The following is a 19,484-nucleotide window of genomic DNA, read 5'->3' as shown; positions in this document are numbered from 1 at the left end:
ATTCTCCGATTATTTAAAAAGGAATTAACACCATGGCTACCGCTATTAATGAAAGCGTTAATGTATTGAACGCCGGTGCAGTCGCAGAAACGGATATTTCTAAAAACGATCTCGATTATCTTAAAGCAATTCAAAATCACTCGATGATGGGCGGCGCGATGGTCACCATGGAAGAGATGATGCTGATGTTTACCGAACTGGCCCAGGGCAAATTTAAGCAGATGCAGGATAAAACCAGCGTAGGCCGCGACGCTACCGATATGGCTAACCGCGTTGAAGGTATTATTGCTAAGCTGGCAAGCGGTAAAGACGTCGGCGAATTGCCGCCGGACGTTATCGAGTATATGGACAAAAACAACGTTCAGATCGGTGGCGTATCGATTAAAGAGTATTTGAAGGCAAATGGTCATGAACCTGTAATGACGCCTGAATCTGAAAAAATTCAGCAGGGAATTGATTATTTAAATGAGCTTTTAAGTGGGGCTAAAGGTGGAACAGTAACCGTTGGACACGTAACAAACGTTTTAAATCTTTTAACGAATTTAGAAAAGGCAGGTATTCTTATTGATGGAAAGAAATCCTTAGATTTTTTTTCGTCGATCTTGGTTAATAATGGTATCGGTAAAGGTTATGACATATCCGTTGCAAATATTAATAAAATTAAAGCTTGTGTTAATGATAATTTTACACCAAAACTTGCCTTCAAAGAGGTTAAGTTAGATAAGTTCCAGCTAGAAGAAATTAAAGGCGCACTCGAATCCACCGCTACGCGTGCTACTGACTTTGTGCAAAGCAGCCAATTAAAATTACAGCAGCTAATGCAGAGTTTTAATACCGCCGTGGCGATGGCCAACGCCGTACAGAGTATGAACGGTGAATCGACCAAGTCGATTGCTCAGTCAATTCGCTAATGAATGACCTGTGATGGGATGCCGTACCTTCGGTTCGCACATTCCGGCAAATTTCAATATTGAGGAGAGAAGAAATGAATGAATCGAAGCAAATGGAAGAACTGAAAAGCATGATCGATGCGCTGCAAAGACGTCGTCTCGGCTTTAAAAAGCAAATTGAAGAGTTTAAGTCGCTTCAGGGCGAAATTGGCAAGATTTATGACAATGCTGACCGCTGTCCTATTGCAATGAATAAGTTGCAAAAGTTGAGCGAAGTGATGACTAAAGGTGAGAAACCGCTTCATCAGCCGGTCGTTGATAAAGTCGCCGTCGTTAGAAAAACCTTTGACGAGTTGGGAAGGCAACTGAAACAGCTGATCCCCGACGAGAAAGTAGGCGTCAAAAAGGCAAGCCAGGCGAGTGTTGCCGAGAAGGCCACCGTTGCAGAAGCCGAGAAGCCAGTACGCACGGCTATTGCCAAGAAGCACCGCCGCTCATTTGCCTGACAGTCAACAAATTTTGGACTAATCGCGTACGCGCAGGCAAGAAGCCTGCCGGATTAGCCTTCCATCACAGGGAGTTATAGATGTTAGAAAATAGTTTTGATTTGCAGAACGCCAGCGACAGCGACGTTCTCCAGCACTTCTTTACGCGCGGGGGTTCACTGCGCATGATTTCAGACGTGGCTGATGAGGATCTTCAAAGTCTCGAGGCTTATGCAAGTCAGTTGTTTAGCTCCAGTAACTTTGGCGCAGCGCGCAATATTTATCTGCTGCTCAGCACGCTGGATCATTGGAATATCGAATACCTGCTGGCATTAGGACTATGCCATCAACGCCTTAAAGACCACGGCGAGGCGATTAGCTGTTTTACTCGCGTCGCGACGCTAAAAATAGACGATCCCCGTAGCGCATTTTTTACGGCGCTCAGCCTGCAGTATATGGGATGTGAAGAACAGTCAGTTAAGGCACTAAACGCCTCCATTATGTGGTGCGGCGAACAAACTCAATATCAGGCAATTAAGGACAGCGCAAAAAGGATGCTGACCCCTAACAAGGAAGAAATATCATGACAATTACCCTCGATCGTTCCTTTGGCAACACCGCTGTTGCTGAAGACAGCATTCACTCCGCTGCTGAGGTTTCGCTGCAGCAGCTGACAAAAATCACTCAAACCACGTCAAACGTGTCAGCCGTGTTTTCTGCGGCGACCAGCGCCGCAATTTCTGCGCTGGCAACACCGCGGCTAGCGGGCAGCATTGTTCCACGCAAGGCCGCCGAAGACGCTTTGGAAAGAGTCATGGGCGCTTTGGCACAGGCCAGTAATGACCCGGAAAAAGCCAGCGCTGACCCTGAAAAAGTAGGGCTAAATCTTAAACTCGATACCATCACCAAGATGCCGATGGACTCGATGTTTATGGCTTCTACGCTGCTGTCGAATGAAATTTTGGGCAATACGGTGACCTCAAAATGCGAAGTGATGAAGATCCTCACCGACAAGCAGGAAAGAGTGCGTGCTGAACAGCTCGAAGACCGCAAGGCGCAGATGGCCGCTAATCTTGAACAGCAGGATAAGGCCAAGAAAGCCGGCATTATCAGCGTGGTCATGGACTGGGTTGTGGCGGCGGTAGAAGTGGTTACCGGCGTGGTTAAAATCGTGGGTGGTGCGATGAGCGGCAATCCGATGATGGTTGCGGGCGGCGCGATGGACCTGCTTGCAGGCTGTGCCGGGGTGGTTAAAGCGGTTGCCAATACGCTGGCGCTGGTCGACCCGGATAATGCCGAAAAATATCACGATATGGCTGCAAAAGCCGGTCATGTGCAGATGGGCTTTGAAATTGCCGGTGCAATGGTCGATATCACCAGCGCGGTTAAAAATGCGATCGTCGCCAAAATCATGCCAAACGTCACCAAAAAAGTCATGCAAGAGGGCGGTGAGGCCATCATGAACACCGCTATCAAAGAAGGCGCCAAGTCGGCCACTAAAGCCGGAGGTCAGGAGATTATAGCCGCTGCCGCGACAGAGATTGCCAAAAAGGTCGCCGCAGAAAGTGCTCAGCTGATCACCACCCAGCTGGCTAAACAGACCTTCAATGTTGGACAGAAAGCCGGTGGAAGTTTTATTAAGAAAATCTGTACCAGCAAGATGGTGAAAACCTTCAGTGAAGAAGGTGTAGAAAAAATGGTCAAAGAAAGCCTGGAAAGTGTCGGTAAAAAAGCGCTTAAAGAAGGCAAAGATGCGGCGACCCAAAAAGTCACTGACCAAGTGCTGGCTACTCTGCGTAACACGGTGCAGAAAGAGGCCTTTAAGTGCGCACCTGCCATCAGCGGTGTAGTGAAAACTGCTCTGGGGATGACTAAGGGTGCACAGTCCCTGGGCACCGGCATCATCGACGTTCAGCGCGCCAAGATTCAGAAGAGGATTGACACGCTTATCGTTGACCAGCAGTGGAACCAGATGATCTTCGATCTATATGACGACGCCAAGAAAAAGGCTATCGACAGAGTGCGCGAACTTCAGCAAGGCCAGTCCTCTATCATTGAAGAAGGGGTTCAGACGTTGAACACTGTGGGTATTACGCACGCGCAGTTAGCTTCATCTATGGTGTAACTCGGGAGATTATATGGCTGGCATAGGGGCAATGAGCCCGCGTTTGAATGATTCTGTGTCATCCGCCATGGCACAAATAAGTAGCCCAATGCCCATCGGTAAAGCACGTTTATCTGATGTTCATACCGACACGCTGCCTATGCTGGATAAAGGGCAACTGGTGGGGGTACTGCATGAGCTGGGCGACAGTGGCAACACCGATAAATTAAGCGCGGGGTTTGACAAGGTCTTTTCGCCGTCGCTCAGTGGACACGAGAAAGAGGTGGCCACGGAGTTACTCGGCAAGATGGCAACTGAGCTCGAAGGTTCGAACTCGGTGTCAACTGCCCCCATGAGCCGCGCAGAGGTTATGGACTTGATCAACACGCTGTTTGTGGAGCAGCGTGAACGCGAAAGGAATCTGCGGGCGGAGCTGTTGCCGCTGATTACGGTCATCGCGCTGGTGGCGTATGAAATTCGCAATCAGGGGATTGATATCAGCTATCAGCGTGAGCTTCTGGAGGCGGTAAGTACCGTCGCAGAAAACCTGGCTGCGCTGGCCTTGATAAACAATAAGGATACCCAGCACATAGCCCACGAGGCGGCAAATCAGCTGGGTGAAGTCCTCTCGGCGAACGCGGTGGACGATAAAGACGAAGGATATCTTGACGATACGCTCGGCAAACTGGCTGATCAGGTCGCGAAGAAAATTGAACAAATGACCCAGAATCAACTGGGGTCGGACATTAATTCCGACAGAACGATGGAACAAGCGGGACACAACATAGCCAGTCTAACCGGCTCGCTGTCCTGACGGCAGATTGTTTAAAAAATTAACTTAACGAAAGCTTAAATAATGTCTGCAGGATTGCGGGCAAATCCAACTTAAATGGAAACAATAAAATGACAACGATTAATCAAGTAAATGCAGCACCGGTAATCTCTTCCCCATCCAGCGCAATGGACGCAGTAAATGGCCAAGGCGTGATCGGCACCCTGAATGAAGTGATGATGATGCTGCAAAAAATGAACGGTGAAATCCGCGATATCCAACGCGATTTCGTTAGCGCATCGTTTAAGAACGCCTTTGATAAAGAAATTGCCTCGCTTGATCTCAAAAGTGAAGCAATCGAAACCAACTACAAAGCAGCCGTAATGAATGCGGGTGTGAAAATCGCGACGGGTGCTGTTTCTCTGGTGGGCGCTACCGCAATCGGCGTGAGCCCAAATGTGGCCGGCGGTAAATTTATGGAAGCGACGAAAGCGGTCAGCGATGGCATGAATGCCTACGGTAAAATCGCCGAAGGCAGCATTGGCGTGGCGAGCGCGGGTATTTCCCGCGACGCGCAGAAAATCGAGCTAAAGGCTGATTATCAGCAGACTCACGCGAACCAGATCCGCCAGACCATCAGCGCCGCGGCCGATAAAGCCGTTGAAGCTTCACGCCGTATGCTGGAAATGACCGGCGAATTGACCCGCCTGCAGGCGGCTATTCTGGACAAAGTCCGTATGTAATCCGGAATTTCCCTCTTCGCAACAACATCAAAGAATGCGGCTTCGGCCGTATTCTTTTTAAGGAAAGTAAATGCAAACAACAACATCAACAACATCCCCAAAAACTGATATCGTCACCCGCTATCTGGCGGCCAACGGCTTTGCGCCGCAGGTCGAACGTTTTGGCAACAGTGATTTAATTATCGGCTTTCGCATCAAACATGCAGATTTTGAGCTGGTGTATCGTTTTGAAAACGAAGAGCTGATCGTCTGTGATTTTGTCAACTGCAGCAAAGAGAATCAGAACAACCGCGCAGTGGCGGGTTTTATCAAGATTATCCATCAACTGGAGCGCGCGTTGCCGCAGATACGTTTGGTGAAAGGCATGCTGTTGCAAAGCCTGTATGACGAGGTTACGACGTTGCGGGAGCGTTTAGCCAAAGTTCTGATTGCTCAAGGAGCGAATTGGCAGCTAATTGAAGGCGACTCCTGGCTGGTTTACCCGAATAAAAACTGTAGCAAGAAGCTGCCACAGTCTCTGTGATCGGGCGTCAATTAAAGGTTCACAGCACGGCGTGTTCATTGACTGAACTGCCGTGTTTTTTATTGGCCGTCGTTTTCGGTTGTGATAGCAGCAGGCCCAGCAGTTTATCGGTTATCTCCACGTCGCCGTTATCCGTCTTTTTGGCGCTCTTTTTACTCCTCACGGCTTCAACCTTTTTGCCGACGACCCTTTCAGTTGTCGGACTAACGTTGCTCAGCTGAATCTCATGCTCATCAGGTCTGCTGTTTTGCAGGTGATTGTAGTGTTCCATGACTTTTTTAACGTAATGGCGGGTTTCTTTATAAGGAGGTACTGTGCGGCCATACTTTTTAACTGCGCCTTCTCCCGCATTATAGCCAGCCAACGCCAGCGTTAAATCATTATCAAAATGTCCAATCAGCCATTTCATATAGGTTGCACCTGCACGCAGGTTATGCTCGGGATCCATCAGGTTGGTATAGCCGAATCGTTTGCCCGTCGCGGGCATCACCTGCAGTAATCCGCGCGCGCCTTTGTGAGAGACCGCCTGTGGTTTGTAGTTGGACTCCACTTTAATCATCGCATGCAGCAAATCGGCGTCAATACCCACTTCGTCTGACACTCGCTCAATCATCGGATGATACTGGGTGTTACGCGTCAGTTGCGCAGTGCCTGGCGATGAAGACTGAGACTGAGCCAACTGGGTAACGGGCACGTCTTCATTCGCTAACGTTTCCGGTATCTTGACATCTTGATCCGTGGTCCAGTTTAACGGCACAACGGGGAAGTTGTTTATATCACTGAAACCGTTGGGCACACTTGGAAAGTTGTTCAGCGCCGCCACCGACGTCGCGCTTGCGTCGGTGGCGCTAAACACCACCGGTGACAATTTTTTCGCTGTCGGTTGGGTGTCAAACCAACTGAGTGGATTGCTACAACCTGCAGCAAGCAAGCAGCAGGCAAGGGAAATCAACAGGGCAGTTCTTTTTTTAATCATCGTCGTCGTCTTCATAATCCAGTTTCATGGCAAGGCGCAGAATTTGCGCTACGGGTTCAAACAGTTCGGCGGGGATATAGCCACCCACCGGTGTTCCTGCGGCCAGGCTGCGTGCAACTTGAATGTTTTCTACAACGGGAATACCTGCTTTTTCAGCAAGATGAATGATATGCAATGCACGTTTGTCACGTCCCATTTCAATCACTTTGGGAAGCGGCGAGGTTTCCGGATGGTAAAAAATACACACGGCAACGTGGGTGGGGTTTTTGACTACTGCGGTAGACTTGGCCACGTTCGAGGCCAGGCTTCCGCTTTGAATTTCGCGGTGTACTTCTTTGCGTTTCTGCTTAATCTCCTGATTACCTTCAGAGTTTTTGTGCTCTTGTTTTATGTCCTCAAGAGACATCATCATTTTTTTATTGTTGTCATACTTTTGAAAAGCAATATCGGCGATGCCAATAACCACATAAAAACAGATAAGTGACAGCAGCATCCAAAACAGCAGGCGAACACAGACCTCCAGTCCGGTCGTGACTGGATGCAGCGGCAGAAACTGAATCGACGGGGTGTTTTGGCGCAGCAAATAAAAGAAAATAAGTGACAGCAACAGCACCTTCAGCAGAGATTTGCAGAACTCAAACAGGTTCTTTGCCGAAAACATGTTTTTTAAATTGGCGAGAACGTTGAGTTTTTTGAAGGAAGGCTTGAGCGCCTCTGTCGCCAGCAGCGGCCCAATCTGTGCCATGATGGTGAAAATAGTGATGAACAGCAGCAGCATGCCCAGACCGCCGATAAATCGTATCGCCAACGAGGTAAACGCGGCGGTAAGCTGGCCTAACCCAAAGGTCAGTGGCTGATTGACTGCGCTGATCGCTAATTCGTGTAGTTCCTGTAACGCCCGCCAAAGCTCTTTTCCCTCGGTACCGAAATAGCCCAGCACGGCCACCAGCTGCATACCGCTGGTAATTTCTGTACTCTTGGCAACCTGGCCTTTCTTGCGTGAGTCACGGATCTTTTTGTGCGTGGGCTTCTCTGTTTTTTCGCTCATCGGAAGATGTCCAGCATGGTCTCGGTGACTTCGGAAAAATGCATGCTGTAAGCGCGAAGGTCACCAAAGGCAAAGTTGCAGCTGATAACCAGCATCAACAGCGCAAAGGCGCTCTTGATAGGCATCGCGAGGAAGAAGACGTTGAGCTGCTGGGCCGAGCGGTTTATTAACCCCATAGACATATCCACCAGCATGATCACCACGATGGCGGGCATCGAGAAGCGCAGACATAGCTCGTACATCAGATGCCACTGGCAGCCAATGAAGGCCAGGCCGTCGGGGCCGAAACTGAGTGTTCCGCCGGGCGGCAGGGTGACGTAAGACTGGTAAATGGCGCTGATCAGCTCGTTAAAACTTCCGCTCATCAAAAACAGCACGCTGAACAACTGGGTAAAGAAGATGCCAAATAGGGAGGACTGCTGGCCGAGCATTGGGTTCAGAACGCTGGCCATTGAGGAACCACGCATGGTATCAATCAAAAAACCGGCCATGTCCAGTGCCCAAAACGGAATAGCGGCACAGAAGCCAATAACCAATCCGATACACAGCTCGCCAACGGCCAACATGACGTAGCTCATCGTGCTGGTTGGTGACTGCCAGTCGGCATACACCGGCAGCATCGGCAGGGCTATGACCAGCAGCAGGGCGTTGCGATTGAGCGTGCCGCCGAGGTTGGCGCTGCTAAACAATGGCATCAGCAGAAACACGCCCATCGGGCGCAGCATGCACATGCCAATAATTGGCATCCAATGAGTCCAGAGGCCCGCCATGTCATTCACGCATCTGGGTTATTTGATCGAAAGCCAGGCCGGCATAGTTGAGCAATATGTCGCCCATCCAGTGATAAGTGACCGCCAGCGTGATGGAGACCGCAACCAGCTTCACCAGAAACTGAATAGTCTGTTCCTGCACCTGGGTCAGTGCCTGTATCAGGCTGACCATAACACCTACCGTTGAGGCCACTACCACGACGGGCAGAGACAGCAGCAGGATAAGCCACATCATCTGCGTGGCCAGCTGGGTTATCATTGCTTCACTCATCACGTTCTCCGTTTACGAAAATGACAGAACAAGTTGGCCAAGCAATTTCTCCCAGCCTCCCATTAGGACAAACACCAGCAGCTTGAGCGGCATGGAGATAGTCATTGGTGAGACCATCATCATCCCCATCGCCAGCAGCACGTTGGAAACGATCAGGTCTATGGCAATAAACGGCAGGAACAGCAGCAGGCCAATTTTGAAGGCTTCAATAAGCTGACTGACGGTAAATGCCGGGATCATCACCAGCAGGGAGTTGTCGGGAATGCGTTTTTGATATTTTTCTGGCCAGATTTTATGGCCGATATCAGAGAAGAAGTGCACTTGGTGCGGTGCGGTGTTGCGTTCGAGGAACTCTTTGTAAGGCGCAAAAACCTCCGATTCCATTTGGTCGATAAACGTCGTTGACTCAATTTTTATCGGGTTAACGGCGATGTTGTCTTGAATAGCCAGACCGACCGGCGCCATGATGAACATGCTGAGGATCATGGCTAAGCCATACAGCGCAATGTTGGGCGGGATTTGCTGAATACCCAGTGCATTTCGCAGCAGGGAAAAAACAATCGAAATTTTAAGAAATGAGGTGCCGAGTACGATGAGCAGAGGCATGATCGACAGGGCGAAGAGTAGAACAATCAGCTGCAAAGGTTGGTCTAATATAGACATTTTCGGGTCCTGAAGAAGGGATGTTGCGGATATTATCCCGCACTATCCCACCTCGTCCCATCAGGTGCAGACCCTAACTTCACTTAACAAAGGCTCTCGATTTTGACGGCCAGCTGAGTGTCAATCTGCAGTAAAGTGCCTCTGGCGATCGGCCTTCCGCCAACCATTAGCGTCACCATTCCGTCGTATTGCGTGGCACCCATGAGCTGCCCACCGACCTCGAGCTGGCTTAGCGCCTGCAGCGAAACCTCGAGTTTGCTTACCTCAACCGTAACGGCAACAGAAGTATTGGCCAGCATATCCCTCTGTGAAGAGATAACCGAAGGTGAGGGGGTGACATCCATCCAGTCATCAAAGTCGCTCATTATTTCCTCAATTATAAAAGTGTTGTGTTCGTCGTCCTGGCGGACTGTCGCGATGGGTCTGTCGATAAACAGCCCAAACTGGTCATCGGCAATTTGCCAGCTGTGCTGCAAGATGAGGGCGTCACCGGGGCCTAAAATATCAAGCACGGCACTGTCTACTCTGCTCCAGCCCGCCAGCAGCGAGATACAAAGTGTGATATCAGTGACGGTGTCACTACCTGAGACCGGAAAGGCCTCTTCAGACAGCGCCGAGACCCATTTTTCACCGCCCGAAAGCAGATAACAGCCTAGCTCGCGCTGCTCACGGCGGATGTAAACGTGCCAGCCGTATTCCGCGCTAGCGTTACCCGGTGTGAGCCGCAGGCCGTGAGGCCATTTAACACTGCTTTCTTCTCGGCATTCACCGGCGTCTGCCAGTGTCCAAATGCTCAGCAACTCTTTGAACTCATCGGGCGTCATTTCGAACGAGGGAACGGTAAGCATCGACGCAACCCATTGACACCATTGTTGTTCGTCGAGCAATAACGTGAGAGGCTCACCCTCGAACGTGGCGTGAAGAATAAGCCCTTGTGATGCGGGTCGCTGGCGATAAGAGATAACCAGTTCGCCACTGTCGTTGAGCCATTGCAGCCCGCTGCCCACTTTGGCCACCAGACTGCCGGTCTCTTTACTTAACTGCGGGATTTTCATCTTTAACCTCTACGACCACGTCCCGATCAAACTGGCGGATAAGTGTTTGTTGTAGCCGTTTGGCCGAGCCTAAAATCTTTCTGAGCTTCTCGTGGTCAACGGCCTCGAGGCGAATAAACAGCTCGGTTTCACTCGATCGGGCCTCAATCTCCAATCCTGCCAGCGGACCATTGGTCAATCGCCAACTGAGCCAGGCGTCGCGCGAGGCGTATTTAGGCATCTTCAGTTGCTCAAGCAGGAGTGTGCTCGGGCCTCTGGTGAATTTTAAACCGCCGCTTGGTCCTGACGGGTCGCAGAGTCTGCTGGTCAGGCTGGACGGTGCCGAGCGCGGTGAGATGGCCGAGAGCAGTAAGGCAAAGCGGCGTTTATCTTCATCGTCGGAGGCATGGTTGTCGCCTTCATTTTCCTGTAACGATACGGTTCTGCGTTGTATCTGTGATGATATATGCACTCTTACTCCATCAATATTTTCAATTTTTCCTGCTGCAGAAGAATCTGCCGCAGTAAATGTTGTTGCTTGTCCTGTTCAACCTGCAGTTGACTTAATTCGTTGTCTGCGCTTTCTACCTCAGCCAGCAGATCGTGGTCTTGCTGATAATATTTACCAAGCTGGGCACGGTAGGCGCGCATCTCGAGCGGTCCTAGCGTCTGTTCGCTGCTGCTGCACTGTCGCCATTCGTTCCACAGCATGCGACGGTTCTGCAAAAGCGTTGCCTTTCGCGTTTCGATTTCCTGATACTGTTTTTCGAGACGTGCGATAGCACTTCTGATCCCGCGTTCGCGCCGGACCTTAAGGGACAACAGGGATTTCAGAGTCAGTTGAGTGTCTGGCATAAAAGTTCCAGCGTGTCCTCATAGCGATTCTTTTCAGTTACTGATTGGCAGAGAAATTCGCGGATCGCATCTTTGCGTTGCATCGCCTCGTCGGCCTGTTCATCTTGTCCTTCCTGATATTCTCCGACCCGGACCAAGAGTTCGATCTCCTGCCAGGCAGACATCAGACGGCGGAGTTTACCCGCGTTGTCACGGTGGTCTTTTTCCGTCACCTGACCCATGATTCGGCTAACACTGGCGGCGATATCAATCGCCGGATAGTGGTTGGCCTGTGCCAGCTTGCGAGAGAGGACAATGTGCCCATCGAGGATTGAACGCACCTCATCGGAAACCGGTTCGTTCAGATTGTCACCCTCAACAAGCACGGTATAAATGGCGGTAATGCTGCCAAATTCTGCCGGACCTGCGCGTTCGAGCAGTCGCGGAAGGCGCGCAAAGAAGCTTGGCGGATAACCACCTGCCGCCGACGGTTCCCCCGCCGCAAGGCCAATCTCTCGCGAGGCGCGGGCAAAGCGGGTGAGGGAGTCCATCATCAGCAGCACGTTGCCGCCGCGGTCGCGGAAGTATTCGGCAATGGCGGTGGCGGTGTAAGCGGCTTTGAGGCGCTCCAGAGCCGGGCGATCAGAGGTTGAAACCACCATAATGCAGCGCGCTCGCGCCTCTTCGGTCAGGGTATGTTCGAGAAATTCGCGGACCTCACGGCCACGTTCACCGATAAGCGCCAGCACAATAACGTCTGCCTGGCTGCCGTCGCAGATCATGCCTAAAAGGGTACTTTTCCCGCCGCCTGCTGCGGCGAAAATGCCGATACGCTGGCCCATGCCACAGGTGAGAATACCGTCAATGGCGCGCACCCCCAGCGGTAACGGGGTATCAATAAGCTGGCGGGTTAAGGGATTGGGAGCTGCGCCTTCCAGGGATCGCAATTCACCGCCTTCTGGCAGGGGATGGCCGTCAAGTGGCTGGCCCATACCGTCAAGAACGCGGCCAAGAAGAAAGTCGCCTAGGGCAATCTGGTGAACGCTGCCGGTCGGCACCACCATGCTGCCATTCGTCACGCCCAGCGGTTCGGCAAACGGAGAGAGCATGGCGTAATTGCCGTTAATTGCCACTACTTCGGCTTTAATACCCGAAGGTTCAAGACGGCAAATTTCAGCCAGGCTGACACCGGGGAGTGAGGCTTTAAGCAGCGTCGGACCAATTTCAACAATCTTACCCGCAAGCAGGCTCCCGGCATTTGGAGCGGCAACGGGCAGTGTTAGCCGGTCGGTAAGCTGTGCAAGGATATTTTCGCCGTCGGGGAGGCGCATTTATTCTTCTCCTATAAGGTCAATGTTGCCGGCGACGTGCAGTTCGGTTTCATCGCCAATTTCCTGGAAGGAGAGAACCTGAAGGTTATAAAACTCACGTTCGATCACTTTACGCAGGAAGCGTCGCACGTCGATGGCGGTCATCAGCACGTGGGTACTGCGCTCGTGTTCATTAGTTTGGTCGCGGATGCGGTCGATAATGGCCTGATTAAGCTCGGAATCGAGTGCCGAATAGGAGCCAGATGAAGTCTGCCGAATTGCTTCACGGATCATGCCTTCGATAACGTCGCCAATCATCCAGCAGTTAATCCACGGATTACCGGCTTTAAATCGCGTCACAAGATGACGTCTCAGGCCGATACGGACATATTCGACAAGCATGATGGGGTCTTTTTCCCGCGGTGCCCATTCGATTAATGCCTCGAATATGCTGCGCAAGTCGCGAATAGAGACGCCCTCCGTCACCAGACGCTGGAGAACATCGGCGATACGGCCTATTGGCAGTTGTCGCTGTACCTCTTTAATAAGATCAGAGTATCTTCCTTCCATTGCGTCCATCAGGAAACGGGTTTCCTGTACGCCGATAAATTCCCCGGCGTAACGGTCAACCAGAATCGACAGGCAGTGGATCAGGCGGTCTTCATTCTTATGCAGCGTAACGCCGAGCACCGAAAGCGCTTCCTGATGAACCGGAGAAATCCACTGCAAATTTTGCAGGCTGAACGGCAGACGCACGTTTTTTTCCGCCTGAGGCAGGGTCTGTGAGGCTATGTCGGCCAGCAGCAGGCCATCGGGAACATCGACCACCATTACCGCTTCCTGATACAGCATGATCTGCATGCTGCCAGCGCTCAGCGTGGTGTCCTGGAAGAGTTGAATATCGGGAAGAGGAACGCCGAGTTTTTCAAATTTGTTATGGCGGTAAGCCTCGACTTTGGTCGCAAATTTGCCGGAACGCATCAGGTCGGGCGATAAACGGATCATTAACGGCGTCGCGCCCGGCGTCATGGCGGCACCCCCGGCAGCGCCGTTTTCGCCACTTGCGTCAGCACCCTGACCGCTCGCGCCATTGGCCCCATTCTTTTTGCGTCTTTTAACCAAGATAGTGCAACCAAACAGCCCGGCGGCCAACCCTATGAAGTAAATAGCCGGGAAGCCGGGGATCATCGCAAATACCAGCAGAACTGCGCACGAAACCGTCAGCGCCTGAGACTGCGAGCCAATCTGATGGGCCAGGTCACCGGCCAAATTGAGTTTTTCCTCGCCGGAAACGCGAGTAACGATAATCCCGGCGGTGATGGAGATAAGCAGGGCAGGGATCTGGCTAACCAGACCGTCACCGATCGACAGAATCGCGTAGGTTGACATCGCCTCGCTGGCGCTCATGCCGTGCGACAGAATCCCGATGGCCGTACCGCCGAATATATTCACCAAAATGATGATAATACCGGCGATTGAATCACCTTTAACGAACTTCATCGCGCCGTCCATCGCCCCGTACAGTTGACTCTCTTTCTGTACCAGACCACGCAGGCGGCGGGCTTCCTCGGCATCAATGGTACCGGCGCGCATGTCACCATCTATACTCATCTGTTTACCGGGCATCGCATCGAGCGAGAAGCGCGCACCCACTTCGGCCACACGTTCTGAACCTTTAGTGATAACGATAAACTGAACGATAGTGATGATCATGAACACGATAAGTCCGACGCCCAGATTGCCGCCGACCGCAAACTGACCAAAGGTGTAAACAATCTGCCCGGCGTCCGCCTGTAGCAGGATCAAACGGGTGGTACTGATGGTCAGAGCCAGTCTGTACAGGGTGGTAATCAGCAAAACTGAGGGAAATGTTGCAAATTCCAGCGGGTTTCTGATGTACAGTGCCATCATCAGTAGAATCACGGATATAGTCAGGTTGATAGCAATCATGAAATCCACCAGCCAGGTTGGCAGTGGGATAATCATCATGAATACGGCAAGCAGCAACATCGCTGCCAGCATAATGTCCTGACGCGAGGCAATAATAATCAGCCATTTTTGGATCATTTTCATCGGTGACCTCCGTTAATCATTTCGAGAAGACGCCGCATGGTTTGCAGGCAGGCCAGCCAATGATTCACTTCACTGTATTTACCCGGTGAACAGCTAAACATCTGTTTTCCTTTCAATTGCCAGGTACGAATGGGCGTGCCTTGTGTGCGGGCCGGATGACAGACGCTCAATGATTTGATGAATACGATGCTTTGATAGGCAGGCTCAATGTCTCGACTCAGGGTCAATAAAATGTGCTCCTCAAGGCATTCGACGTACAGCTGAAACGGCGGCATGGAAAATTCCATCCGCGCTGAAACCTGTGTCGAAGGCAGGTCTGCCAACTGCAGAAACTGTTCCAGCCGCCGTTCGGTTTGTAATCCCATCCGGTCTCTCTGATAATTTATTGATCAAGGCTTTGGGAGGGTTCCCAGGCTGCGGCTATCATCGGCAAAGAGCGGGTTTGAAACTATCGGGTAAACACCTGAATAAACGCCTCAAGCGCGGTTCACTGCGCCGAGGCTCCATTTTTCAGCACACGTAAATGCTTCGGCGGCCTGGAAATCATGAATAAAAAACGGCAAACAAATTGGCTGTGGCGCGGAGTAAGTCGTGCTTATCGGGCGCTGTGCGGTAGGCAAAAACAACCGCAGGCCAAGGGGCCGCGGAGCGTTGAGCTGATGAACATCATCAAGAGCCAGCACATCGATAATATTGGTCACGAAATACGCACACCGATGAACAGCATCGTCGGCGCACTGGTGCTTTTGAAGCGCTCGAAGCTTACGACTGAGCAGCAGGGGCTGGTCGAAACTGCGAGTCTCTCCTCCGACTATCTCCTCTCTCTGATCAATAACATCCTGGACTATCAACAAATCGAAATCGGCAAACTGGAGCTGGTCTATGAGCGAGTTCCACTGCTGCCGATGCTCGATAAAGTCATGATGTTGATTCGCCTAGGCGCCGAAGAAAAGGGATTGCGGCTGACCGTGAGGGTGGCAAATGATATCCCCGAAGAGGTGCTGATAAGCCGCATCCGCTTCAGGCAAATATTGATAAATTTGTTGGATAACGCCATTAAGTTTACGCCGTCAGGCTATGTGCAACTGAACGTCGATACTCAGGGCGATCGGATTGTTTTCTGTATTGAGGACAGCGGCGTAGGTATTGATGACGTTGAGCAGCAGAATATTTTTCAGCCCTTCATGCAGATTAATAAACACAGCGGGGGCAACGGGCTTGGGCTGACTATTTCCTCGATGCTGGCGCAGTCGATGGGCGGCGATATCGTGGTGTCAAGCCGTTTAGGACAAGGCTCGCGCTTCACCCTTTGGCTGCCGCAGGGGGATAAACCTATGGCTAAGAGACTGTTATCCGGTGAGATAGTCGCGCCGGTGGAGCTCCACCGGCAGCTACAGCTTTGGGGACTGACGCCGATTGAGGGCATGAATCATGCGCTAGCGTCACACGCGCTGGTTTATCTCCCCGGACGGCTGTGGCGTACGCTTGACAAACTGCTGCAGGGAAATGTCTATGAAGAAGAGAATACGGTGCCTCTCATGCAAAGTCCGTGGTCGCTAAAAGTGCTCATTGTGGATGATGTGCCTGCCAATCTCGACGTGTTGGGTCAAATTCTGCGCGACCTCGGGCATCAGGTCGATACCGCACACTCCGGTGAAGAGGCGCTGTATTATGGGCGAGAGGGGATTTACGATATGGTCTTGATGGATTTACGCATGCCGGAAATGGACGGCTACGCTACCGCGCAGCTGTGGCGCTTGCCTGAGTCTGGCATGCTGGACGAAGAAACGTCGATATTTGTCCTGACTGCCGATGCGCTGTCCGGTGAAAGCGAGCCGATGATGGGCAATGGAATTAGCGGTTATCTGACCAAACCTTTGCAGATGCCTAAGCTGATGCAGGCCATTGAGACGGTGGTGATGTCCCAGCTGACGCGTGGCGTCGAGCTAATGCGCAATGAATCGCTGGACAAGCCGATGATTGATGTACAGTTTGATGAAAAATTGCAGGCTGAAATTTTGCAGACCTTCAAGACCTTCGCAGGCCGCATTGAAAAAAGTTGGTTGAATCATCAACAGACACCGCTGCTGGAGGCGTTACATGCCATTAAGGGCTGTGCGGGGTTGTGCGGCTATCTTGCGCTACACGACCTCTGTGCTGAGATTGAGGAGGAGGTTAAAGCAGGAGAGTGGCCGGTGACTTCACGTATTCAGCCACTGATTGATTCGCTAAGGGAAGAGGGGGACAACCCGACTTTTCGCTAAAGACGTAAAATTAATAACTGTGGATCCCCAAACGTATCGCCCAGTTAGTCAACTCAACCGCGCTGTGTGCATCGAGTTTGCGCATCAGGTTTAAACGATGGGTTTCCACTGTTTTGACGGTTATCTTCAGGCACTCGGCGATATCGCGATTCCGACTCCCTTCGGCGATAAGCTTTAAAATCTGCCGCTCTCTGACCGTTAGCCGTACCTGACCGTCAAGGGGCTGATCGGTTTTGATAATTTGCTGCTCGTCAAGGGAGGGGTCGATGTATGAACGCCCTACCGCAGCCAGTTGAAGCGCCGAGAGCAGGGTTTGCTGAGGGCTTCTTTTGAGAATATAGGAAATAGCGCCGGCTCCCAGCGCGGCTTTAGCGCGGTGTTCGTTATTGTCGGCGGTGAGAACAATAATGGTCAAATCAGGCCAGCGCTGTTTAAGCTGATGAATAACGTCGTTGCCGTCCATGCCTGGCAATCCCAAATCGAGAATGACCAAATCAGGTTGCAGCTGCTGACAGGCTGCGTACACCTTTAGCCCATCGGCCACCACGCCCACCACCTCGTAATCAGGCACCGCAGAGATAAGCTGGGTAATACCGTCGCTGAGTAAAGAATGATCTTCGACCAATAGAATCCTTTTAGATACGGGATATTGCATGGCTCGAATTGTCATTATTTTCTACTTTTCAGCAAGGGGTTATTTGAGAATTATACAACAAATAGCCTAAAGCTTCTGCAATCAATTCACCCGCTCAATTAAATCAGGTCAACACCTGATACCTAAACAACCGCTCAATCTGCAAAATAGCCGCTCAATTTTAATGCAATCGAGATGATATGAAACTCCCTGACTCCCTTGCCGCGCTGGACTGGGTCCACGTGACTAAAGAGCATAGTGATCGATTGATACTCGACGTTGGGGAGCAGCGTGCCTGGTGTGGATGTTATCCGCAGGGCATTTGTATTGCGATGGATACCGGCCTTATCGTCGCTGATATCGACTGGCTCCAGCGGGTATGCCTGTGGTTCGCCTCGGTTCGTACCTGCATTAATGACTCCCTGCTGGTTGAGAACGAACGTTTATTTCTTTTACGGCTCAATTACGCCACGTTAACATCCATCGAATGGGAAAATTCTCTCAATAAACAGCAGGATATCGCTGACTGGCTGATCAGGTTCGGTGAAAAATCTGGCCTGTCAATTCATCAACATTCTGGAGCATCGAGATGAAAAAACGACTATTTTTGGCCTTTGGCCTCGCCTCGATGTTGTGTCATTTCCCCGCCTCGGCAACTATTCCCTGGAAAGGGGAAGATCCTTTCTTTCTCTCCAGCCGTGGCAGCAAGCTCACCGATGTTTTACATGATTTGGGGGCCAACTATGGTGTTCCCGTGGTGGTTAGCGAGAAGGTAGATGAACCTTTTATCGGCGTAATAAAGGATGTCTCTCCAAGTAAAGCCCTGGACGAACTGGCCCGCATGCACAAGCTGGCCTGGTACTATGACGGGCAGGCGATTCACGTTTATAAAGCTAATGAGGTCGGTAGTAAGCTGATTACTCCCACTTATCTGCCGGTCAGTGAGCTGATTGACCAGTTGGAAGGCAGTAATATCCTCGACAACAAGCATTGCCGCGTTCGTGCTCTGCCATCGTCAAACGCTATGCAGGTTGAGGGCGTCCCCATCTGCCTGACCCGCGTTGATACGTTGGCTAAACGTATTGACCAGCAAAAGCTGAATCACGACCAGAACCAAGAAAAGATTGAGCTTTTCCCGTTGAAATACGCCAGTGCGGGTGACACTAAGCATAGTTATCGTGGCCAGGAGATTGTTATCCCTGGCATCGTTAGCATGCTTAAAGAGATGGCTCAGGGCCGTACCCTGCCGCTGAAAGAGAATCAGGGGGCGCAGCAGCCTGCAGACCGATCATTGCCGATGTTTTCGGCAGATATTCAGCAAAATGCGGTGATTGTACGTGATCGCAAAATCAATATTCCGATGTACGCCACGCTGATTAAAAAATTCGATATTAAACCGAAGCTCATTGAGATTTCGGTGATGATCATGGACGTTGACTCGACTGAGCTAAACTCGCTCGGCATCGACTGGTCGCTGTCAACGCAAATCGGCGGTGGCGGTATCAGTCTAAACAGCAACGGCGCGCCGTCTTCAAGCAGCTTCTCTTCGATAATATCCAACACCGGCGGCTTTATGGTCAGACTTAGCGCACTGGAAGAGAACGCCAAGGCGCAGGTGCTGTCGCGGCCTTCCGTCGTGACGCTCGATAACACCGAGGCTGTGCTTGACCGCAGCGTGACATTCCACACCAAACTTATTTCCGACAAGGTTGCCAAGCTTGAGTCCATCACCACGGGATCAATGCTCAGAGTGACGCCGCGCCTGATTAATCAAAACGGCCACCCTGAAATGATGCTGAAGTTGATTATTCAGGATGGCACGCAGACAGAGTCTCACAATGTTAATGAACCGCTTCCGCAAACCCGCAACTCCGAAGTCTCGACTCAAACCTTGCTCCGCGCCGGTCAAAGCTTACTGCTTGGCGGCTTTATTCAGGACGAAGTGAGAGAAAACGAGAGAAAAATCCCGCTGCTTGGGGATTTGCCGCTGGTGGGCAAACTGTTCCGTTCTACCAATAAAACCAGTCGTAGTACTGTTCGCCTGTTCCTGATCAAGGCCCAGCCTTCGTCACAACTCTGACACCGGAGAA

Annotated in this window: 22 protein-coding genes; 10 read left to right on the top strand and 12 right to left on the bottom strand. The window is 51.3% G+C overall.

What is annotated here, in order from left to right:
• Positions 1 to 32: 32 nt before the first annotated feature.
• The 7 genes from GA565_RS24800 to GA565_RS14085 all read left to right on the top strand — a co-directional run bounded on the left by GA565_RS24800 (position 33) and on the right by GA565_RS14085 (position 5,517).
• Complete coding sequence (locus GA565_RS24800) at positions 33 to 911, top strand: hypothetical protein (RefSeq protein ID WP_226950969.1); 879 nt, start codon at positions 33 to 35, stop codon at positions 909 to 911.
• A 74-nt stretch (positions 912 to 985) separates the two neighbouring features.
• The gene (locus GA565_RS14110) at positions 986 to 1,396 is read left to right on the top strand and encodes a hypothetical protein (protein ID WP_152198984.1); all 411 of its coding nucleotides are present in this window, start codon (positions 986 to 988) and stop codon (positions 1,394 to 1,396) included.
• Positions 1,397 to 1,476: 80 nt separating this feature from the next.
• Positions 1,477 to 1,962, top strand: coding sequence for a SycD/LcrH family type III secretion system chaperone (locus GA565_RS14105; protein ID WP_152198983.1), 486 nt, complete (start codon positions 1,477 to 1,479; stop codon positions 1,960 to 1,962).
• Positions 1,959 to 3,500 carry a type III secretion system translocon subunit SctE gene (gene sctE, locus GA565_RS14100; protein WP_152198982.1) on the top strand — a complete coding sequence of 514 codons (1,542 nt, stop codon included), beginning with the start codon at positions 1,959 to 1,961 and terminating at the stop codon, positions 3,498 to 3,500. The genes GA565_RS14105 and sctE overlap by 4 nt, the downstream gene beginning before the upstream one ends.
• Positions 3,501 to 3,513: 13 nt before the next feature.
• Positions 3,514 to 4,293 (top strand): hypothetical protein, encoded by a 780-nt coding sequence (locus GA565_RS14095; protein WP_055780163.1) that lies wholly within the window; start codon positions 3,514 to 3,516, stop codon positions 4,291 to 4,293.
• 89 nt (positions 4,294 to 4,382) lie between these two features.
• Positions 4,383 to 4,994 (top strand): hypothetical protein, encoded by a 612-nt coding sequence (locus GA565_RS14090; RefSeq protein ID WP_055780158.1) that lies wholly within the window; start codon positions 4,383 to 4,385, stop codon positions 4,992 to 4,994.
• Positions 4,995 to 5,064: 70 nt separating this feature from the next.
• The gene (locus GA565_RS14085) at positions 5,065 to 5,517 is read left to right on the top strand and encodes a secretion protein (RefSeq protein ID WP_152198981.1); all 453 of its coding nucleotides are present in this window, start codon (positions 5,065 to 5,067) and stop codon (positions 5,515 to 5,517) included.
• A gap of 19 nt (positions 5,518 to 5,536) precedes the next feature.
• Here the strand turns inward: GA565_RS14085 and GA565_RS14080 are convergent, their stop codons facing one another.
• The 11 genes from GA565_RS14080 to GA565_RS14030 all read right to left on the bottom strand — a co-directional run bounded on the left by GA565_RS14080 (position 5,537) and on the right by GA565_RS14030 (position 14,861).
• A complete protein-coding gene (locus tag GA565_RS14080) occupies positions 5,537 to 6,508 on the bottom strand; it encodes a lytic transglycosylase domain-containing protein (protein ID WP_152198980.1) in 972 nt (323 codons plus the stop codon).
• Positions 6,486 to 7,541 (bottom strand): EscU/YscU/HrcU family type III secretion system export apparatus switch protein, encoded by a 1,056-nt coding sequence (locus GA565_RS14075; protein WP_152198979.1) that lies wholly within the window; start codon positions 7,539 to 7,541, stop codon positions 6,486 to 6,488. Before GA565_RS14075 ends, GA565_RS14080 begins: the two co-directional genes overlap by 23 nt.
• Positions 7,538 to 8,287, bottom strand: a complete 750-nt coding sequence (gene sctT, locus GA565_RS14070; protein ID WP_226950968.1) for a type III secretion system export apparatus subunit SctT — start codon at positions 8,285 to 8,287, stop codon at positions 7,538 to 7,540. The genes GA565_RS14075 and sctT overlap by 4 nt, the downstream gene beginning before the upstream one ends.
• A gap of 25 nt (positions 8,288 to 8,312) precedes the next feature.
• On the bottom strand, positions 8,313 to 8,582 hold the full coding sequence (sctS, locus tag GA565_RS14065) for a type III secretion system export apparatus subunit SctS (protein ID WP_055780141.1): 270 nt from the start codon (positions 8,580 to 8,582) through the stop codon (positions 8,313 to 8,315).
• 12 nt (positions 8,583 to 8,594) lie between these two features.
• Complete coding sequence (sctR, locus tag GA565_RS14060; protein WP_055780139.1) at positions 8,595 to 9,245, bottom strand: type III secretion system export apparatus subunit SctR; 651 nt, start codon at positions 9,243 to 9,245, stop codon at positions 8,595 to 8,597.
• A gap of 83 nt (positions 9,246 to 9,328) precedes the next feature.
• Positions 9,329 to 10,300, bottom strand: a complete 972-nt coding sequence (gene sctQ / locus GA565_RS14055; RefSeq protein ID WP_152198977.1) for a type III secretion system cytoplasmic ring protein SctQ — start codon at positions 10,298 to 10,300, stop codon at positions 9,329 to 9,331.
• Entirely contained in the window at positions 10,278 to 10,751 is a 474-nt protein-coding gene (locus tag GA565_RS14050; RefSeq protein WP_152198976.1) for a hypothetical protein, read from the bottom strand. The genes sctQ and GA565_RS14050 overlap by 23 nt, the downstream gene beginning before the upstream one ends.
• A gap of 2 nt (positions 10,752 to 10,753) precedes the next feature.
• Entirely contained in the window at positions 10,754 to 11,134 is a 381-nt protein-coding gene (locus tag GA565_RS14045; RefSeq protein WP_152198975.1) for a hypothetical protein, read from the bottom strand.
• Positions 11,116 to 12,444: an EscN/YscN/HrcN family type III secretion system ATPase gene (locus GA565_RS14040; RefSeq protein WP_152198974.1), complete on the bottom strand. Its 1,329-nt coding sequence runs from the start codon at positions 12,442 to 12,444 to the stop codon at positions 11,116 to 11,118. The genes GA565_RS14045 and GA565_RS14040 overlap by 19 nt, the downstream gene beginning before the upstream one ends.
• Positions 12,445 to 14,496, bottom strand: a complete 2,052-nt coding sequence (locus GA565_RS14035) for an EscV/YscV/HrcV family type III secretion system export apparatus protein (RefSeq protein ID WP_152198973.1) — start codon at positions 14,494 to 14,496, stop codon at positions 12,445 to 12,447.
• On the bottom strand, positions 14,493 to 14,861 hold the full coding sequence (locus GA565_RS14030) for a type III secretion chaperone SycN (RefSeq protein ID WP_152198972.1): 369 nt from the start codon (positions 14,859 to 14,861) through the stop codon (positions 14,493 to 14,495). Before GA565_RS14030 ends, GA565_RS14035 begins: the two co-directional genes overlap by 4 nt.
• Positions 14,862 to 15,041: 180 nt before the next feature.
• On the opposite strand from GA565_RS14030, the gene GA565_RS14025 reads away from it, so the two are divergent.
• Entirely contained in the window at positions 15,042 to 16,760 is a 1,719-nt protein-coding gene (locus tag GA565_RS14025; protein ID WP_152198971.1) for an ATP-binding protein, read from the top strand.
• A 10-nt stretch (positions 16,761 to 16,770) separates the two neighbouring features.
• Here GA565_RS14025 and GA565_RS14020 read toward each other — a convergent pair whose 3' ends face one another.
• On the bottom strand, positions 16,771 to 17,415 hold the full coding sequence (locus tag GA565_RS14020) for a two component system response regulator (protein WP_370518101.1): 645 nt from the start codon (positions 17,413 to 17,415) through the stop codon (positions 16,771 to 16,773).
• A gap of 179 nt (positions 17,416 to 17,594) precedes the next feature.
• Between GA565_RS14020 and GA565_RS14015 the strand changes: the two genes are divergently transcribed.
• Both GA565_RS14015 and GA565_RS14010 read left to right on the top strand, forming a co-directional pair.
• A complete protein-coding gene (locus GA565_RS14015) occupies positions 17,595 to 17,987 on the top strand; it encodes a hypothetical protein (protein WP_152198969.1) in 393 nt (130 codons plus the stop codon).
• On the top strand, positions 17,984 to 19,474 hold the full coding sequence (locus tag GA565_RS14010) for an EscC/YscC/HrcC family type III secretion system outer membrane ring protein (RefSeq protein WP_055780108.1): 1,491 nt from the start codon (positions 17,984 to 17,986) through the stop codon (positions 19,472 to 19,474). Before GA565_RS14015 ends, GA565_RS14010 begins: the two co-directional genes overlap by 4 nt.
• The last annotated feature ends 10 nt before the right edge of the window (positions 19,475 to 19,484 follow it).

Source organism: Rouxiella sp. S1S-2 (genome assembly GCF_009208105.1).
GTDB lineage: Bacteria > Pseudomonadota > Gammaproteobacteria > Enterobacterales > Enterobacteriaceae > Rouxiella.
This window is presented reverse-complemented; position numbering and strand designations above follow the sequence as displayed.

What these genes read in the sequence shown, in the direction of transcription:
- GA565_RS24800 (WP_226950969.1), top strand. Translation starts at nt 33, where the DNA reads ATGGCTACCGCTATTAATGAAAGCGTTAATGTATTGAACGCCGGTGCA.
- GA565_RS14110 (WP_152198984.1), top strand. Translation starts at nt 986, where the DNA reads ATGAATGAATCGAAGCAAATGGAAGAACTGAAAAGCATGATCGATGCG.
- GA565_RS14105 (WP_152198983.1), top strand. Translation starts at nt 1,477, where the DNA reads ATGTTAGAAAATAGTTTTGATTTGCAGAACGCCAGCGACAGCGACGTT.
- sctE (WP_152198982.1), top strand. Translation starts at nt 1,959, where the DNA reads ATGACAATTACCCTCGATCGTTCCTTTGGCAACACCGCTGTTGCTGAA.
- GA565_RS14095 (WP_055780163.1), top strand. Translation starts at nt 3,514, where the DNA reads ATGGCTGGCATAGGGGCAATGAGCCCGCGTTTGAATGATTCTGTGTCA.
- GA565_RS14090 (WP_055780158.1), top strand. Translation starts at nt 4,383, where the DNA reads ATGACAACGATTAATCAAGTAAATGCAGCACCGGTAATCTCTTCCCCA.
- GA565_RS14085 (WP_152198981.1), top strand. Translation starts at nt 5,065, where the DNA reads ATGCAAACAACAACATCAACAACATCCCCAAAAACTGATATCGTCACC.
- GA565_RS14080 (WP_152198980.1), bottom strand. Translation starts at nt 6,508, where the DNA reads ATGAAGACGACGACGATGATTAAAAAAAGAACTGCCCTGTTGATTTCC.
- GA565_RS14075 (WP_152198979.1), bottom strand. Translation starts at nt 7,541, where the DNA reads ATGAGCGAAAAAACAGAGAAGCCCACGCACAAAAAGATCCGTGACTCA.
- sctT (WP_226950968.1), bottom strand. Translation starts at nt 8,287, where the DNA reads ATGCCAATTATTGGCATGTGCATGCTGCGCCCGATGGGCGTGTTTCTG.
- sctS (WP_055780141.1), bottom strand. Translation starts at nt 8,582, where the DNA reads ATGAGTGAAGCAATGATAACCCAGCTGGCCACGCAGATGATGTGGCTT.
- sctR (WP_055780139.1), bottom strand. Translation starts at nt 9,245, where the DNA reads ATGTCTATATTAGACCAACCTTTGCAGCTGATTGTTCTACTCTTCGCC.
- sctQ (WP_152198977.1), bottom strand. Translation starts at nt 10,300, where the DNA reads ATGAAAATCCCGCAGTTAAGTAAAGAGACCGGCAGTCTGGTGGCCAAA.
- GA565_RS14045 (WP_152198975.1), bottom strand. Translation starts at nt 11,134, where the DNA reads ATGCCAGACACTCAACTGACTCTGAAATCCCTGTTGTCCCTTAAGGTC.
- GA565_RS14040 (WP_152198974.1), bottom strand. Translation starts at nt 12,444, where the DNA reads ATGCGCCTCCCCGACGGCGAAAATATCCTTGCACAGCTTACCGACCGG.
- GA565_RS14035 (WP_152198973.1), bottom strand. Translation starts at nt 14,496, where the DNA reads ATGAAAATGATCCAAAAATGGCTGATTATTATTGCCTCGCGTCAGGAC.
- GA565_RS14030 (WP_152198972.1), bottom strand. Translation starts at nt 14,861, where the DNA reads ATGGGATTACAAACCGAACGGCGGCTGGAACAGTTTCTGCAGTTGGCA.
- GA565_RS14025 (WP_152198971.1), top strand. Translation starts at nt 15,042, where the DNA reads ATGAATAAAAAACGGCAAACAAATTGGCTGTGGCGCGGAGTAAGTCGT.
- GA565_RS14020 (WP_370518101.1), bottom strand. Translation starts at nt 17,415, where the DNA reads ATGCAATATCCCGTATCTAAAAGGATTCTATTGGTCGAAGATCATTCT.
- GA565_RS14015 (WP_152198969.1), top strand. Translation starts at nt 17,595, where the DNA reads ATGAAACTCCCTGACTCCCTTGCCGCGCTGGACTGGGTCCACGTGACT.
- GA565_RS14010 (WP_055780108.1), top strand. Translation starts at nt 17,984, where the DNA reads ATGAAAAAACGACTATTTTTGGCCTTTGGCCTCGCCTCGATGTTGTGT.